This window comes from Planococcus sp. TJ-301, from assembly GCF_058268475.1.
Genome location: NZ_JBZDOH010000001.1, coordinates 1,231,582 through 1,244,529 on the forward strand (window position 1 = coordinate 1,231,582; position 12,948 = coordinate 1,244,529).

15 protein-coding genes are annotated in these 12,948 nt (G+C 49.7%); 11 read left to right on the top strand and 4 right to left on the bottom strand.

From position 1 onward, the window contains the following. Positions 1-103: 103 nt before the first annotated feature. The 3 genes from AC4EHJ_RS06260 to AC4EHJ_RS06270 all read left to right on the top strand — a co-directional run bounded on the left by AC4EHJ_RS06260 (position 104) and on the right by AC4EHJ_RS06270 (position 3,628). Positions 104-1,468: an aspartate kinase gene (locus AC4EHJ_RS06260; RefSeq protein WP_490974706.1), complete on the top strand. Its 1,365-nt coding sequence runs from the start codon at positions 104-106 to the stop codon at positions 1,466-1,468. Between the two features lie 111 nt (positions 1,469-1,579). Beyond that, on the top strand, positions 1,580-2,428 hold the full coding sequence (gene ahlS, locus AC4EHJ_RS06265; protein ID WP_490974707.1) for an AhlS family quorum-quenching N-acyl homoserine lactonase: 849 nt from the start codon (positions 1,580-1,582) through the stop codon (positions 2,426-2,428). 15 nt (positions 2,429-2,443) lie between these two features. After that, positions 2,444-3,628, top strand: coding sequence for an iron-containing alcohol dehydrogenase (locus AC4EHJ_RS06270; RefSeq protein ID WP_490974708.1), 1,185 nt, complete (start codon positions 2,444-2,446; stop codon positions 3,626-3,628). A 37-nt stretch (positions 3,629-3,665) separates the two neighbouring features. Here the strand turns inward: AC4EHJ_RS06270 and AC4EHJ_RS06275 are convergent, their stop codons facing one another. Both AC4EHJ_RS06275 and AC4EHJ_RS06280 read right to left on the bottom strand, forming a co-directional pair. Continuing rightward, positions 3,666-4,160 carry a cupin domain-containing protein gene (locus AC4EHJ_RS06275; protein WP_490974709.1) on the bottom strand — a complete coding sequence of 165 codons (495 nt, stop codon included), beginning with the start codon at positions 4,158-4,160 and terminating at the stop codon, positions 3,666-3,668. A gap of 80 nt (positions 4,161-4,240) precedes the next feature. Beyond that, positions 4,241-4,891: a LytTR family DNA-binding domain-containing protein gene (locus tag AC4EHJ_RS06280; RefSeq protein WP_490974710.1), complete on the bottom strand. Its 651-nt coding sequence runs from the start codon at positions 4,889-4,891 to the stop codon at positions 4,241-4,243. A gap of 176 nt (positions 4,892-5,067) precedes the next feature. Here AC4EHJ_RS06280 and aceA point away from each other — a divergent pair, with 176 nt between their 5' ends. Genes aceA through yhfH form a run of 3 tightly spaced genes read left to right on the top strand, consistent with a single transcriptional unit; the run spans position 5,068 to position 8,111 of the window. Next, a complete protein-coding gene (aceA, locus tag AC4EHJ_RS06285; protein ID WP_490974711.1) occupies positions 5,068-6,357 on the top strand; it encodes an isocitrate lyase in 1,290 nt (429 codons plus the stop codon). A gap of 4 nt (positions 6,358-6,361) precedes the next feature. Next, complete coding sequence (gene aceB / locus AC4EHJ_RS06290; protein ID WP_490974712.1) at positions 6,362-7,963, top strand: malate synthase A; 1,602 nt, start codon at positions 6,362-6,364, stop codon at positions 7,961-7,963. A gap of 19 nt (positions 7,964-7,982) precedes the next feature. Then, positions 7,983-8,111, top strand: a complete 129-nt coding sequence (gene yhfH / locus AC4EHJ_RS06295) for a protein YhfH (protein WP_490974713.1) — start codon at positions 7,983-7,985, stop codon at positions 8,109-8,111. A gap of 215 nt (positions 8,112-8,326) precedes the next feature. On the opposite strand, the gene AC4EHJ_RS06300 is transcribed toward yhfH, so the two are convergent. Continuing rightward, complete coding sequence (locus tag AC4EHJ_RS06300; protein ID WP_490974714.1) at positions 8,327-8,599, bottom strand: hypothetical protein; 273 nt, start codon at positions 8,597-8,599, stop codon at positions 8,327-8,329. Positions 8,600-8,729: 130 nt separating this feature from the next. Between AC4EHJ_RS06300 and AC4EHJ_RS06305 the strand changes: the two genes are divergently transcribed. Continuing rightward, complete coding sequence (locus AC4EHJ_RS06305) at positions 8,730-9,389, top strand: HAD family hydrolase (protein ID WP_490974715.1); 660 nt, start codon at positions 8,730-8,732, stop codon at positions 9,387-9,389. A gap of 18 nt (positions 9,390-9,407) precedes the next feature. Next, positions 9,408-9,782: a VOC family protein gene (locus tag AC4EHJ_RS06310; protein ID WP_490974716.1), complete on the top strand. Its 375-nt coding sequence runs from the start codon at positions 9,408-9,410 to the stop codon at positions 9,780-9,782. 44 nt (positions 9,783-9,826) lie between these two features. On the opposite strand, the gene pcp is transcribed toward AC4EHJ_RS06310, so the two are convergent. Further along, positions 9,827-10,435, bottom strand: coding sequence for a pyroglutamyl-peptidase I (gene pcp / locus AC4EHJ_RS06315; protein ID WP_490974717.1), 609 nt, complete (start codon positions 10,433-10,435; stop codon positions 9,827-9,829). A 160-nt stretch (positions 10,436-10,595) separates the two neighbouring features. Here pcp and AC4EHJ_RS06320 point away from each other — a divergent pair, with 160 nt between their 5' ends. The 3 genes from AC4EHJ_RS06320 (at position 10,596) to AC4EHJ_RS06330 (ending at position 12,852) form a co-directional block, all read left to right on the top strand. Then, the gene (locus tag AC4EHJ_RS06320) at positions 10,596-11,378 is read left to right on the top strand and encodes a transporter substrate-binding domain-containing protein (RefSeq protein ID WP_490975628.1); all 783 of its coding nucleotides are present in this window, start codon (positions 10,596-10,598) and stop codon (positions 11,376-11,378) included. A 99-nt stretch (positions 11,379-11,477) separates the two neighbouring features. Then, positions 11,478-12,137 carry an amino acid ABC transporter permease gene (locus AC4EHJ_RS06325; protein ID WP_135500423.1) on the top strand — a complete coding sequence of 220 codons (660 nt, stop codon included), beginning with the start codon at positions 11,478-11,480 and terminating at the stop codon, positions 12,135-12,137. Beyond that, positions 12,130-12,852, top strand: coding sequence for an amino acid ABC transporter ATP-binding protein (locus tag AC4EHJ_RS06330; RefSeq protein WP_490974718.1), 723 nt, complete (start codon positions 12,130-12,132; stop codon positions 12,850-12,852). The genes AC4EHJ_RS06325 and AC4EHJ_RS06330 overlap by 8 nt, the downstream gene beginning before the upstream one ends. Positions 12,853-12,948: the final 96 nt, after the last annotated feature.

The window sequence follows — 12,948 nt, forward strand, 5'->3', positions numbered from 1 at the left end:
CTGTGTACACTGTGAAAATACAGTTGTTTTTTGCATAAGGACATTATAGTATTATATAAATTTGAAAGCAACCCTTAATCCCACAAAGATTGGATCTGATGAGATGAAAGTAAGTAAATTCGGCGGCACTTCAGTCGCTAGCGCCGCCCAAATAAAAAAAGTGGCAAACATCATCAAAGCGGATCCAAGCCGGCGCATTGTCGTCGTTTCCGCCCCCGGCAAACGATTTGACAGTGATGTGAAAGTGACAGATCTGCTGATCCGGCTGGCAAACGCCTCGCTGGCCGGCGAACCCGTTGACCGAGCGTTGGACGATGTGTTGGCCCGTTACCGGGAAATCGCTATAGACCTCGGGCTTGGCGACAATATCGCCTCCATCATAGCGGATGACTTGACTCGCCACTTAGCCGCATCGAAAGAAAATCCTTCCTTGTATTTTGATCAATTAAAAGCGAGCGGTGAAGACAATTCCGCTAAGTTGATCGCAGCATATTTAACTTCAATCGGCCTTCCTGCCGAATACATCAATCCGCAAGACGGCGGACTCGTCGTCAACCATCCGCCGGCGCGTGTCCAGGCACTTCCAGAATCTTACGCCAATCTTTCGGCACTCCGCAATCGCCAAGCAATAAGCGTATTCCCAGGATTTTTCGGTTTTACGGAAAGCGGCATGCTGCGAACATTCGATCGCGGCGGCTCCGATATTACCGGCTCTATTCTTGCAGCGGCTGTCGGCGCCGAACTTTACGAGAATTTTACAGACGTCGATTGTGTGTTTGCGGCCAACCCGAAAGCTGTCGACAACCCGATGGAAATCGAAAAAATGACATACCGGGAAATGCGTGAATTATCCTATGCGGGTTTTGCCGTGCTCCATGATGAAGCATTGATGCCCGCTTTCAAAGCATCCGTGCCAGTGTGCATCAAAAACACGAATAATCCGTTTTCTAAAGGAACGATGATTGTTGCCGAGAGGGATTCTTCTGTACGGCCGGTGACTGGTATTTCAGCTGATAGCGGATTTTCCACCTTATATGTCAGTAAATATTTAATGAACCGTGAAATCGGATTCGGGCGCAAATTGCTGCAGATTCTTGAAGAAGAACAGGTTTCCTATGAACACATCCCTTCGGGCATCGACAACCTTTCCGTCATCGTCAGAAGTTACCAATTGACGCCAGGCAAAGAACAGCGCATCGTCGACCGCATCAAAAACGAATTACATGCAGACGATGTTTCATTCAGCAGCGGCTTTTCGATGGTCGTCTTGGTGGGTGAAGGCATGAAATACACGACCGGGCTTGCTGCCCGCGCGACGCTGGCGATTGCCCGCACAGGTGCCAACATCGAAATGATCAACCAAGGCTCTTCGGAGGTCAGCTTGGTGTTCGGTGTTTTGCAAAAAGACGAAACGAAAATCCTGCAAGAACTCTACAGCGAATTCTTCACTCCGGTATTCGCCGGTTAAACTTTCCCCTGCGTACAACGGCAGGGGCTTTTTTTACGCCAAGACAGGAAATCATTTCTAGTAATCAGAAAATTATGATATTATGGAATCATTCTGAAGGGAGGCTTTTTAATGACAGGAATTATCAAACCGAACCCGAAATTGTACGTGATGGATAACGGCCAGCTCAGCATGGATAAGAATTACATGATTTCCATGCACAACCCGGCAAGCGCGGAAAATCCGAATGTGCCAAATGAGCTGGTGAAATTCCCAGTTTATACCGTCCTGATCGATCATCCGGATGGGAAAATCCTTTTCGACACAGCCTGCAATCCCGAATCTACCGGCTTGAACGGGCGCTGGGGCACCGCGACTCAGTCACTGTTCCCGCTCGATATGCCAGAAGAGTGCTACCTCCACCATCGACTGGAAGAACTCGGCGTACGGCCTGAAGACATCAAGTACGTCGTTGCTTCCCACCTTCACCTAGACCACGCGGGTTGTCTCGAACTCTTCACAAACGCCACCATCATCGTTCATGAAGACGAATTGAATGGCGCTCTCCAAACATACGCAAGAAACACCAAAGAAGGCGCATATATCTGGGGGGATATCGACGCTTGGATTAAAAATAACCTCCAATGGAAAACTGTGCGCCGGACTGAAGACGGATTAAAACTTGCAGAAGGCATCCATCTCCTTAACTTCGGCAGCGGCCATGCCTGGGGAATGCTCGGACTGCACATCAATTTGCCGGAGACCGGTGGAATCATTCTTGCTTCAGATGCCATCTACACGGCGGAAAGTTATGGTCCGCCCGTGAAACCGCCAGGCATACTTTACGATTCCGTCGGCTATACCTCGACCGTCGAACGCATTCGGCGCATTGCGCAAGAAACGAATTCCGACGTCTGGTTCGGGCACGACGCAGCGCAGTTCAGCAAATTCCGCAAATCCACTGAAGGCTATTACGAATAATGGAGGACATGATCCATGACTGTTTCTAAATTGGTTTTCGCCCCTTTAAGCTATACCGGTTGGGGGTCACTTGAACAGCTGATTCCGGAGATTGAGCGCTTTTCGCCCAATAAAATCCTCCTCGTCACCGATCCGATGCTCGAAAAAATCGGACTGTCTGATCGAGTGGCGAAACCTGTCCGGGACGCCGGCTTTGATATAGCGCTCTACACCGACGTCGTGCCGGAGCCGCCGCTTGAAACCGGCGAGAAATTGGCAGCATTCACACGCGATAACGGCTTTGATCTCGTTATCGGAGTTGGCGGCGGAAGCGCGCTTGACTTGGCAAAACTTGCAGCAATCATGGCAACGCATGAAGGGCCTGTCGCAGACTACCTGAATTTGACCGGAACGCGCAAAATTGAACACCAAGCACTTCCCCTCGTTCTGATTCCGACAACTTCCGGCACCGGTTCCGAAGTGACGAGTATTGCCGTATTGTCGCTCGAGTCATCCAAAGATGTCATCACGCACGACAATATGATCGCGAGTGTAGCGATTGTCGACCCGCAGCTGACGATTTCAGTGCCGCCGAAAGTGACCGCTGCGACCGGCATCGACGCTTTGACACATGCAGTCGAAGCCTATATTTCGATTAATGCCAGCCCTGCGACAGACGGCTTGGCATTGCACGCCATCCGGCTTATCTCGAAATCGCTGCGCATTGCCGTTAAAGATGGTGAAAACAAGCAAGCGCGCACGGACATGAGCCAAGGCAGCTATTTGGCTGGACTCGCATTTTTCAATGCAGGCGTCGCGGGCGTCCATGCATTAGCTTATCCGCTTGGTGGCCAATTCCACATTCCGCATGGCGATTCAAACGCAGTGCTGCTGCCTTACGTCATGAGCTATATCCGCAAGAGCTGTCCGAAACGCATGGCGGATATCCTTGAAGCGCTTGGCGGCAACCCAAGTTTCCTATCGGAAGAAGAAGCATCCTATAAATGCGTCGATGAGTTGAAGCGCATTGTAGAAGATGTCGGCATCCCTTCGACCCTGTCCGGATTCGATGTGCCGGAGTCTGCGCTCGACAGTCTGACAGCGGACGGCGTCAAACAAAAACGGATTCTCGCCAGAAGCCCACTGCCGCTCGAAGAAGCGGATATCCGAAAAATCTATCAGTCTGCATTCGACGGCGTCCCTGTAGAACCCGCCACATAAAAACAAGCCCGAACCGCTTTTGCGGTTCGGGCTTGTTTTATTTCCACTGTTCTTGCAGCGGTCCGTTCTTGCCGTAAACAGGATCTGTCTGCGGCAACGGTGTATTTTGAATGTCTTCGAGCACATAAGGCCGTTCTTCCGCATTGCCGGTTTTCAAGTTATAGCTGACGCCGTTCGGATAAGCCCCGATAACTTCAAAATCAGCTGATGCTTCGATTTTCTTATGGCCGGTGCCTGCCGGCAGAACGACCACATCCCCGGCTTTCACCTTCACCTGTTCGCCCTGCTCCCCGCCAAGCTGTAAAGTCGCCGAACCCGCACGGACTCCAAGCGCTTCATGAGTGTTGCTGTGGTAATGGTGGTAATCGAAAACTCCGCCGCTCCAACTATTGTGCCAATTATGGCGGTTGAACACCTCTTCGATTTCTTGCGGATTTTCTTTGAATGCAGCGGGGTAGAATAAAACATTCAACGACGGGTTGTTCGGTATTTCGCCGTCGTCTTCGAAATGGAAAAACTGTTCATTCGCCATTATGCGCCAACCCCTTTCATTTATAGGGACTTTACCCCATGCAAGGCTTTATTAATCGCGCCAGCTGTCCTTTGCTCCACTCAAAATCCAAGTCTCCCCCTGACGCTTGCCGCATAGTTTTGGCTGACCGGCAGCAAGGAACCGTCTTTCATCGTCAGCTGGTAATTGGAAGCCATATCGCGGGTGATCTCTTCTATATGATGGATGTTTACAATATATGCGCGGTGGATCGGCAGAAAAAAGTCCGGCAATTGATTGCGCAGGTTTTTCAATGTATGGATCGAACAATACGTGTCATCTTCTGTATAGAACCATGTTTTCTTCTGACTGCTTTCAATATGAGAAACGCGTTCCACCGAAACCGGCCGCCACGCTTCATCCAATTTGCCTGTCAGGAACTTCAGCGGCTGCAATCTGCAGACAGCGAAGTCAGGTGGCAGAATGATGACGACGACACCCCTATTGCCATCAAGTTCCACAGGGTAGCCGATACCATAATACGCTGTGCCAAGCACCGATTCTTCCACTAACATCTCGACACGCCGCTGTTCCTTGCCGGCCCGCGCCGCTATGCTACCTGGAATGACGGGCTGGCCTTCAGCAATCCTCAGGTCATAGGCGCCCGATTTATAGTAGATATAACAACTTTCTGCCGCAATCGCAATCGAAGCCTCTTTTGGAACCCAGTCCCCAATAATCGCCCCCATCTGCTCCAATACCTTGTTTTCCATCCCTTCGCTCCCCTTCCATCTGCTGTTATCGTGAGATTTCCGCTTTTGTCGCTGCATATCCGCTTTTATCCAATTTTCAAGACAGTCAAACTATTCTGTTATATATTAATATACATTAACAACAACTGTATTAATACAGTTAATAAAATCTTTTATTCGAAAGGGATGAATTGGATATGGCGAACAAACAACAGCAAGCACAGGAACTGAAAAAGAGTTGGGAACAGGACAGCAGATGGAACGGCATTGAACGCCCATATACGGCAGAGGAAGTCGTGAAGTTGCGCGGTTCGGTACTCATTGAACATACACTGGCGAAAAAAGGCGCAGAACGCCTCTTCCATTCAATCCATGAAATGGATTTCGTCAATGCACTTGGCGCATTGACCGGCAACCAGGCTGTGCAACAAGTAAAAGCAGGCTTGCAAGCCATCTACTTGAGCGGCTGGCAAGTAGCGGCGGACGCCAACTCTGCCGGCCAGATGTACCCGGACCAAAGCTTATATCCGGTCAATTCTGTGCCGGATGTGGTGAAAAAGATCAACCGCGCATTGCAGCGTGCAGACCAGATTGACAGCGTTGAAAACACGGAAGGCTTCGACTGGTATGCGCCGATTGTCGCGGATGCAGAAGCGGGATTCGGCGGACCGCTGAATGTCTTCGAATTGATGAAATCGATGATCGAAGCTGGCGCTGCAGGCGTCCACTTTGAAGATCAACTCGCTTCGGAAAAGAAATGCGGACATTTAGGCGGCAAAGTATTGCTGCCGACACAAAATGCGGTAAGAAACCTTGTATCTGCCCGCCTGGCAGCCGATGTGCTTGGCGTTTCGACATTGATCATCGCCCGCACTGACGCAGATGCGGCTGACTTGATCACAAGCGACATCGATCCGCGAGACCATCAATTCATCACCGGCGAACGGACGCCTGAAGGCTTCTACCGGACAAACGCCGGCATCGACCAAGCCATCTCGCGTGGATTGGCTTATGCGCCATACGCAGACTTGGTGTGGTGTGAAACGTCGCATCCGAACTTGGAAGAAGCTCAAGCATTCGCGGACGCGATCCATGCCGAGTTCCCTGGCAAACTGCTTGCTTACAATTGCTCGCCTTCATTCAACTGGGAAGCGAAACTTGATAAAGAAACCATCGCGAAGTTCCAAGTCGAACTTGGCAAGATGGGCTATAAATTCCAGTTTGTTACGCTTGCCGGCTTCCATGCCTTGAACCACAGCATGTTCGAACTGGCGCACGATTACAAAGACCATGGCATGGCGGCATATTCGAAATTGCAGCAGGCTGAATTCGCCAACGAAGCAAAAGGCTATACGGCAACTCGCCACCAGCGAGAAGTCGGCACCGGCTATTTTGATGAAGTATCGCAGGTCATCTCCGGCGGTACCTCTTCGACAACTGCCATGAGCGGTTCTACTGAATCTGCCCAATTCACAGCGGCGAAATGAAAGGATGATCTCTTTGCTGACAAAATCGACAATTCTCATCACAGGCGGGCCAGTCCCGCAGATGGAAAAGATCTTGACGCCAGAAGCCTTGGAATTCATTGAAAACCTGCATGCAAACTTTAACCAGCGCCGCGAAGAGCTGCTGGAACGGCGACAGCTTCGCCAGCAAGAAATAGATGCCGGCAAAGCGCTTGATTTCCTGCCCGAAACAGAGCATATCCGCGATGGTGATTGGACGATCGCCCCATTGCCTTGGGATATGCAGGACCGGCGCGTCGAAATCACCGGTCCGGCCAACCGCAAGATGCTCATCAACGCATTGAATTCCGGTGCAAAGATGTTCATGGCGGACCTGGAAGACGCGACTGCGCCAAACTGGTTCAATGTCATCGATGGACAAGTGAACTTGGCCGACGCCGTGCGCCGCCAAATCGACTTTGAAGCGCCGGATACGGGCAAGGCCTACAAGCTTAATCCCGAGACGGCTGTGCTGATGGTGCGCCCCCGCGGATGGCACCTATTAGAGAAGAATATCGAAATCGGCGGCAAGCCGATATCTGGCAGCCTGGTCGACTTCGGGCTTTATTTCTTCCACAACGCCAAGGAATTGAAGGAGCGCGGGACGGGGCCATACTTCTACCTTCCTAAGCTCGAAAGCCATCTGGAAGCGCGCCTTTGGAACGATGTCTTCGTTTTTGCACAAGATGAACTTGGCATCCCCAAAGGTACGATTCGGGCGACGGTTCTGATTGAGACCATTCTTGCAGCATTTGAAATGGATGAAATCCTTTACGAGCTGCGCGACCATTCAGCCGGCTTGAACTGCGGCCGTTGGGATTATATTTTCAGTGTCATCAAGCGCATGCGCAACCGACCGGAATATCTCTTCCCTGACCGGGCGCAAGTCACGATGACAGTGCCATTTATGCAGGCATATACCCGCCTCTGTATCCAGACATGCCACCGGCGCAGTGCACCGGCGCTCGGCGGGATGGCGGCACAGATTCCGGTCAAAGGGGATTCCGAAGCCAACGACGCCGCATTCCAAAAAGTGCGCGAAGATAAGCGCCGTGAAGCAATTGACGGACACGACGGCACATGGGTCGCACATCCAGGAATGGTCGCCGTTGCGATGGAGGAATTCAACGAGTCTATGCCAACGCCAAACCAAATCGCCAAACAGCGAGAAACCATTGAAGTTTCTGCCCAAGACCTGCTCGAAGTTCCAGCAGGCACCATTACAGAAGACGGACTGCGTTCCAATATATCCGTAGGCATCCAATACATCGCATCTTGGCTGTCTGGCAACGGCGCCGCTCCCATCAATCATTTGATGGAAGATGCGGCAACAGCCGAAATCTCACGCTCCCAAGTCTGGCAATGGATCCGCCATCCGAAAGGTGTTCTAGATGATGGCCAAAAAATCACCGTGACTTTATTCCATGAAATCACGGAACAGGAAAACGAAAAAATACGGGAAGCGGTTGGTGCTGAGAAATACCAGTCCGGACATTACGAAGAAGCACGCGAGTTGTTTACTCAACTCACATTGCAAAGTGATTTTGCCGAGTTTTTGACATTGCCAGGGTATCAACAACTAAACTAACCTATTGGAGGAGATCATTATGAAAAACATGCAAACTTACGGAATGTACCCTAAAAAAGAATGCCAGGAATGTGGTTGTGAAATCAAAGAGCAGCGCGAATCGATCAACTACGAATGCGAACGCTGCAGCGCGAATAAAGACGAATAGTGTTTCCTGGGACGTCCTTACGGGGGGCGTCTCTTTTTGCTTGTGGAAAGTATTTGGCGTTGCTGGGACAGTATTTGTCGGTGTTAGAACTGTATTTTGATGCTGACGGACCGTATTCGCGAGTGATGGGACAGTATTTTGTTCCGCATAGGAATAAAATATTAAATTTTCCAAGTAAAAAGGCATTCCAGCTCTCACTGGAATGCCTTTCGCTATTAGCTTTGATCAGAAGATTTGATCCGGTAAACGGTATCATCCTCTACTGTGTTGAACACTTCGATAAAGCGCGTCCCCTGGCCGCTTTTCCCTGCCACATCGTCCGCGACAACCGCTGCAGGTTCAATGACGCGGGAATCGAAATCCTCCATCAAACTTTGCAACCCATCGTAGCTGTCGATGCCTTTGTCCTTTTTTACTTTGTTGAAAAGCTGTTCCGATTCCGGTTCCGTCAGCTCCACGTATCCTACTGTAATGCGCTGTATACCCATGGTTACAACCTCCCGCACAATTTCTCTTCCTATACCCACGGAAACAAGTTGGATAAACCTGCCATAGCCTCAGCCCCGCCTTTCCGTTATGATGGGTGAAGGAAAAAATTTATGAACCGGAGTGAATGCCATGCGCGTTGCGATATTCGATTTTGATGGGACCTTATATTCCAAAGAAACTTTTGGGCTGATGATGGAGCATTTGAAGAACCACCCTGTCCACAGCAAGCGCTACCGCCAATTCTACCGCGCGATCATGCCGCCTTATATCGGCTCGAAACTGAAGCTCGTATCGGTTAAAAAGATGCGGGAAAGTTCTGTTCAGGCTTATTTAGCGGCACTCGAAAGCTTTACGCAAAGTGAACTGGAAGCCTATTTCCGCGAAATCGCCGACAGAATGCACGGCGATTTCAATCCGGAAGTTGTCGAACGGCTGAAGCGCCATGTTCAGAATGATGATTACATCATGCTCGTATCGGGTGCTTTCACTCCGCTATTGCACGCCGTGACGGAAAATCTGCCGATCCGCACAATCATTGGTACGGAAATCCCATATGCGCAAAACATCCTTGATCACCGCGCCAAGATTTCGCATGTCCAAGGCCCATTGAAAACGGAGAAAATCATACAAGCGCTTGCAGGAGAAGATGTGGATTGGGCAAACAGCTCCGCTTACGGGGACAGCCATTCTGATTTGCCTGTGCTCGAGCTTGTGGGCAATCCTGTCGCAGTGCGGCCGGAACCACGTTTGCGGGCAGTTGCAGAGCAGCGCCACTGGGAAATCATTTAATCTGCAGGAGGAAATTCAATGGAACCGACTCACACCCGCCTATTGGTGGATAATTATAAAGAATGCTTCGCTTTTTATCGGGACGTCCTGGGATTCGATGTGAAAACAGGCGATGAAAATTCCGCTGAAGCTGATTTGCAATTCAATCATTGTACGGTGGAACTTATCGAACGGAGCCGCATGGCGCCTGGCTTCGACTCTCCTTCTTCGCCAGACACACTAGGGACTGTAATTTTCGAAGTCGAAAATACCGAAGCCGCTTACGAAAAACTAAAGCATTCCGTGAAATTCATCACTTCCCCGACAGCCCAAGGCGGCCAGGGCAGCAAAGTGGCCCATTTCAGAGACCCTTCCGGCACGCTGATTGAACTGAACGAAGCGATCGCAGGTTAATAGCTCCAATGCAAAAGCAGCCGTCTGTCATAAACGGCTGCTTTTTAATATTCTCCCAACACTTCGATGCAGATTTTTATGCCCCGGACGAGGTCCGCGTGGGACCAACTTGGAATTTTACCGTGTTCGATTCCAAGTTCATGCGAAGCCGGGATGTGAATAAAACCCGTATGCATGCTCGGTTTCATCGTTTCCGCGAAATGCAAGCCTTCGTACATGACGTTATTGCATAGATAAGCGCCGGCAGTATTGGAAATATCCGCAGGCAGTCCTTCCGTTTTGAGCCGATCAACCATCTGCCGTGCCGGCAAAGTGGTGAGGTATGCCGACTTGCCGCTTTCTCTTATCGGTTCATCCACCGGCTGATGCCCTTCATTGTCCGGTTCGCCGTCTTTGACGTTGATGGCGATGCGTTCGGGTGTGATTTTATAGCGCCCCGCTGCAAGGCCAAGTGAAATGACCGCGTCTGGCTCAACCTCTTCGATATGCGACAGCAAATGCTGGCCGGATAAATGAAAATCAACCGGCAGCACTTTGCTGATGATCGTAAAGCCGCCGATTTCTTTTCCATCCAATTCTGCAACAATCCGCATCGTTGGATTGACGGTAAATGCCAAAAACGGTTCAAATCCTGTAAGTAATAGTTTTTTCATAATCCCCCTCCATTCTCCGCCATTATACGTCAGAATCCGAAAATCCTAAACCTGTCCCTCTCTATGAAAATAAAACTTTGCAAATTCCATGATTTTTGTTAAAATGCATACAGATGAATATTTATCCAAATATACTCATATAGGGGGAAAAACATTGACTATTACTAAAAAACACACATTAGCTGTTTTATTTGCATCATCTGCTTTGCTTCTTGGAGCTTGCGGAAGCGATACTCCGGAATCCGGTGGTTCAGGCGCTTCTGAAGAAGACAAAGTCTTAGAAATGGGAACTTCAGCAGAATTCCCGCCATTCGAATCGCGTGATGCATCCGGTGAATTCGTCGGATTCGACATCGATATGGCTAATCTCATTGCTGAGGAAATGGGCTATGAATTGAAAATCACCGACATGAAATTCGATGGTTTGATCGGCGCATTGCAGAACGATCGTGTCGATATGGTAATTGCGGGCATGTCAGCGACTGAAGCACGCAAAGAAAACGTCGATTTCTCGACAGAATACCATTTCTCAGGAGAAATGTTCGTAACCCCGAAAGACTCAGATGTGAAAACGCTTGAAGACCTCGAAGGCAAAAAAGTTGGTGTCCAGCTTGGTACAATCCAGGAAGAAGGCGCTAAGGCCATTATCAAAGAAGAAGGCATAAACTTTGAATTAAAAGCGTTGGATGATTCCGGCGCATTGATCCAGGAAATCCTTTCTGGCCGCATCGATGCAGCTTACATGGACAAAGAAGTAGCAAAAGGCTATATCGAAGCGCAGGACTTAGGCGCCTTTGATGATCCGACAACTTCTTCACCAGGTATGGCTGTCGCATTCCCTAAGGGCAGTGAATTGGTGGAAGAAGTCAATGCTGTCCTCGCTGATCTGGAAGAAAGCGGCGAATTGGAAGAATTGAAGAAAAAGTGGAAGATTGAAGAATAAAAGACATTCCATTGAGCGGCGGGCTTTGTCCGCCGCTCACTATTTATTAGAACATCCCCATTGCCGGGATGAATCTTCAAAAGAAAAGAGTTGTAACTTATGAATTTGGACTTTTCACAAATGGTTCCTTATATCCCCTTTATCCTGGAAGGGATTTGGGTCACATTAAAATTCGTGATTGTCGCAATCATCCTCGGTTCGATTCTGGGAACGATTTTGGCATTGTTCAAAATCGGCTCGATCAAACCGCTGCGCTGGTTCGCTGACGCGTATACATCGATATTCCGCGGCACGCCCCTGATCCTGCAATTGATGATCATCTATTATTCGATTCCGCAGCTGACCGGCTATGACATCTCGCCTTTCTTGTCCGCGATTTTGGCATTTGGCTTGAACTCATCCGCTTATATTTCTGAAATTATCCGCGCCGGTATCCAAGCGGTCGACAAAGGGCAAATGGAAGCTGCTCAAGCTCTCGGCATTCCCTACCGTGCCATGATGAAAGATATCATCTTGCCGCAGGCGCTGAAAAATATCCTGCCGGCGTTGATGAACGAATTTATCACATTGACGAAAGAATCTGCAATCGTTTCAACGATCGGCTATCTCGATTTGATGCGCCGCGCGCAAGTGGTCGGCTCTGATTTATTCCGCAACTTTGAACCGCTGCTGTTCGTCGGCTTGATTTACTGGTGCCTGGTTATGGGATTGACTGTACTTGGCAGAATGTTTGAACGGAGGCTGAAGCAAAGTGATTAAAGTGGAGCATTTGTACAAGAAATTCGGATCCAACGAAGTACTGACAGACATTACTGCTGAAATAAAAAAAGGCGAAGTAGTTTCCATCATCGGCCCTTCCGGCTCAGGAAAATCGACGTTTCTGCGCTGCTTGAACATGCTGGAGATTCCGACAGCCGGAAAAGTGATCATTAATGGGCAGGACCTGACAGGACCGAAAAAGGATGTACAGAAAATCCGCCAGCAAATCGGCATGGTGTTCCAGCATTTCCACTTGTTCCCGCATTTGACGGTTCTTGAAAACCTGACATACGCTCCGATGAAAGTGAAAGGCGAGAATAAAGCGCTGGCTGAAGAAAAAGCGCGTGCGTTATTGCTGCGCGTCGGCCTGTCAGAAAAAGAGAAAGCTTATCCGAGCAGCTTGTCCGGCGGCCAGAAACAGCGTGTGGCAATCGCCCGGGCGTTGGCGATGGAACCTGAATTGATGCTTTTTGATGAACCGACATCCGCACTTGATCCTGAAATGGTCAAAGAAGTGTTGGATGTTATGAAAGATTTGGCGAAATCCGGTATGACGATGGCTGTTGTGACGCATGAAATGGGCTTTGCACGGGAAGTCGCAGACCGCGTGCTGTTCCTGGATCACGGCGTCCTTGTCGAAGAAGGAGAGCCGCGGGAATTCTTTGCATCCCCGAAAACCGAACGAGCCCGGGATTTCCTGGAGAAAGTATTATGAAAGATGCCTCTTGGGGCATCTTTTTTTGTCGATTTGTTCATATCCATCCCCTATTTCCCGCCTCAGCTCCCCGCGCGGCCATGATATAATCAACGG

Bases quoted from the DNA above. Each gene is read 5' to 3' on its own strand.
- AC4EHJ_RS06325 (WP_135500423.1), top strand. From the start codon at position 11,478: ATGAATTTGGACTTTTCACAAATGGTTCCTTATATCCCCTTTATCCTG.
- AC4EHJ_RS06300 (WP_490974714.1), bottom strand. From the start codon at position 8,599: ATGGGTATACAGCGCATTACAGTAGGATACGTGGAGCTGACGGAACCG.
- AC4EHJ_RS06280 (WP_490974710.1), bottom strand. From the start codon at position 4,891: ATGGAAAACAAGGTATTGGAGCAGATGGGGGCGATTATTGGGGACTGG.
- AC4EHJ_RS06270 (WP_490974708.1), top strand. From the start codon at position 2,444: ATGACTGTTTCTAAATTGGTTTTCGCCCCTTTAAGCTATACCGGTTGG.
- pcp (WP_490974717.1), bottom strand. From the start codon at position 10,435: ATGAAAAAACTATTACTTACAGGATTTGAACCGTTTTTGGCATTTACC.
- AC4EHJ_RS06310 (WP_490974716.1), top strand. From the start codon at position 9,408: ATGGAACCGACTCACACCCGCCTATTGGTGGATAATTATAAAGAATGC.
- aceB (WP_490974712.1), top strand. From the start codon at position 6,362: ATGATCTCTTTGCTGACAAAATCGACAATTCTCATCACAGGCGGGCCA.
- ahlS (WP_490974707.1), top strand. From the start codon at position 1,580: ATGACAGGAATTATCAAACCGAACCCGAAATTGTACGTGATGGATAAC.
- AC4EHJ_RS06305 (WP_490974715.1), top strand. From the start codon at position 8,730: ATGCGCGTTGCGATATTCGATTTTGATGGGACCTTATATTCCAAAGAA.
- aceA (WP_490974711.1), top strand. From the start codon at position 5,068: ATGGCGAACAAACAACAGCAAGCACAGGAACTGAAAAAGAGTTGGGAA.
- yhfH (WP_490974713.1), top strand. From the start codon at position 7,983: ATGAAAAACATGCAAACTTACGGAATGTACCCTAAAAAAGAATGCCAG.
- AC4EHJ_RS06275 (WP_490974709.1), bottom strand. From the start codon at position 4,160: ATGGCGAATGAACAGTTTTTCCATTTCGAAGACGACGGCGAAATACCG.
- AC4EHJ_RS06260 (WP_490974706.1), top strand. From the start codon at position 104: ATGAAAGTAAGTAAATTCGGCGGCACTTCAGTCGCTAGCGCCGCCCAA.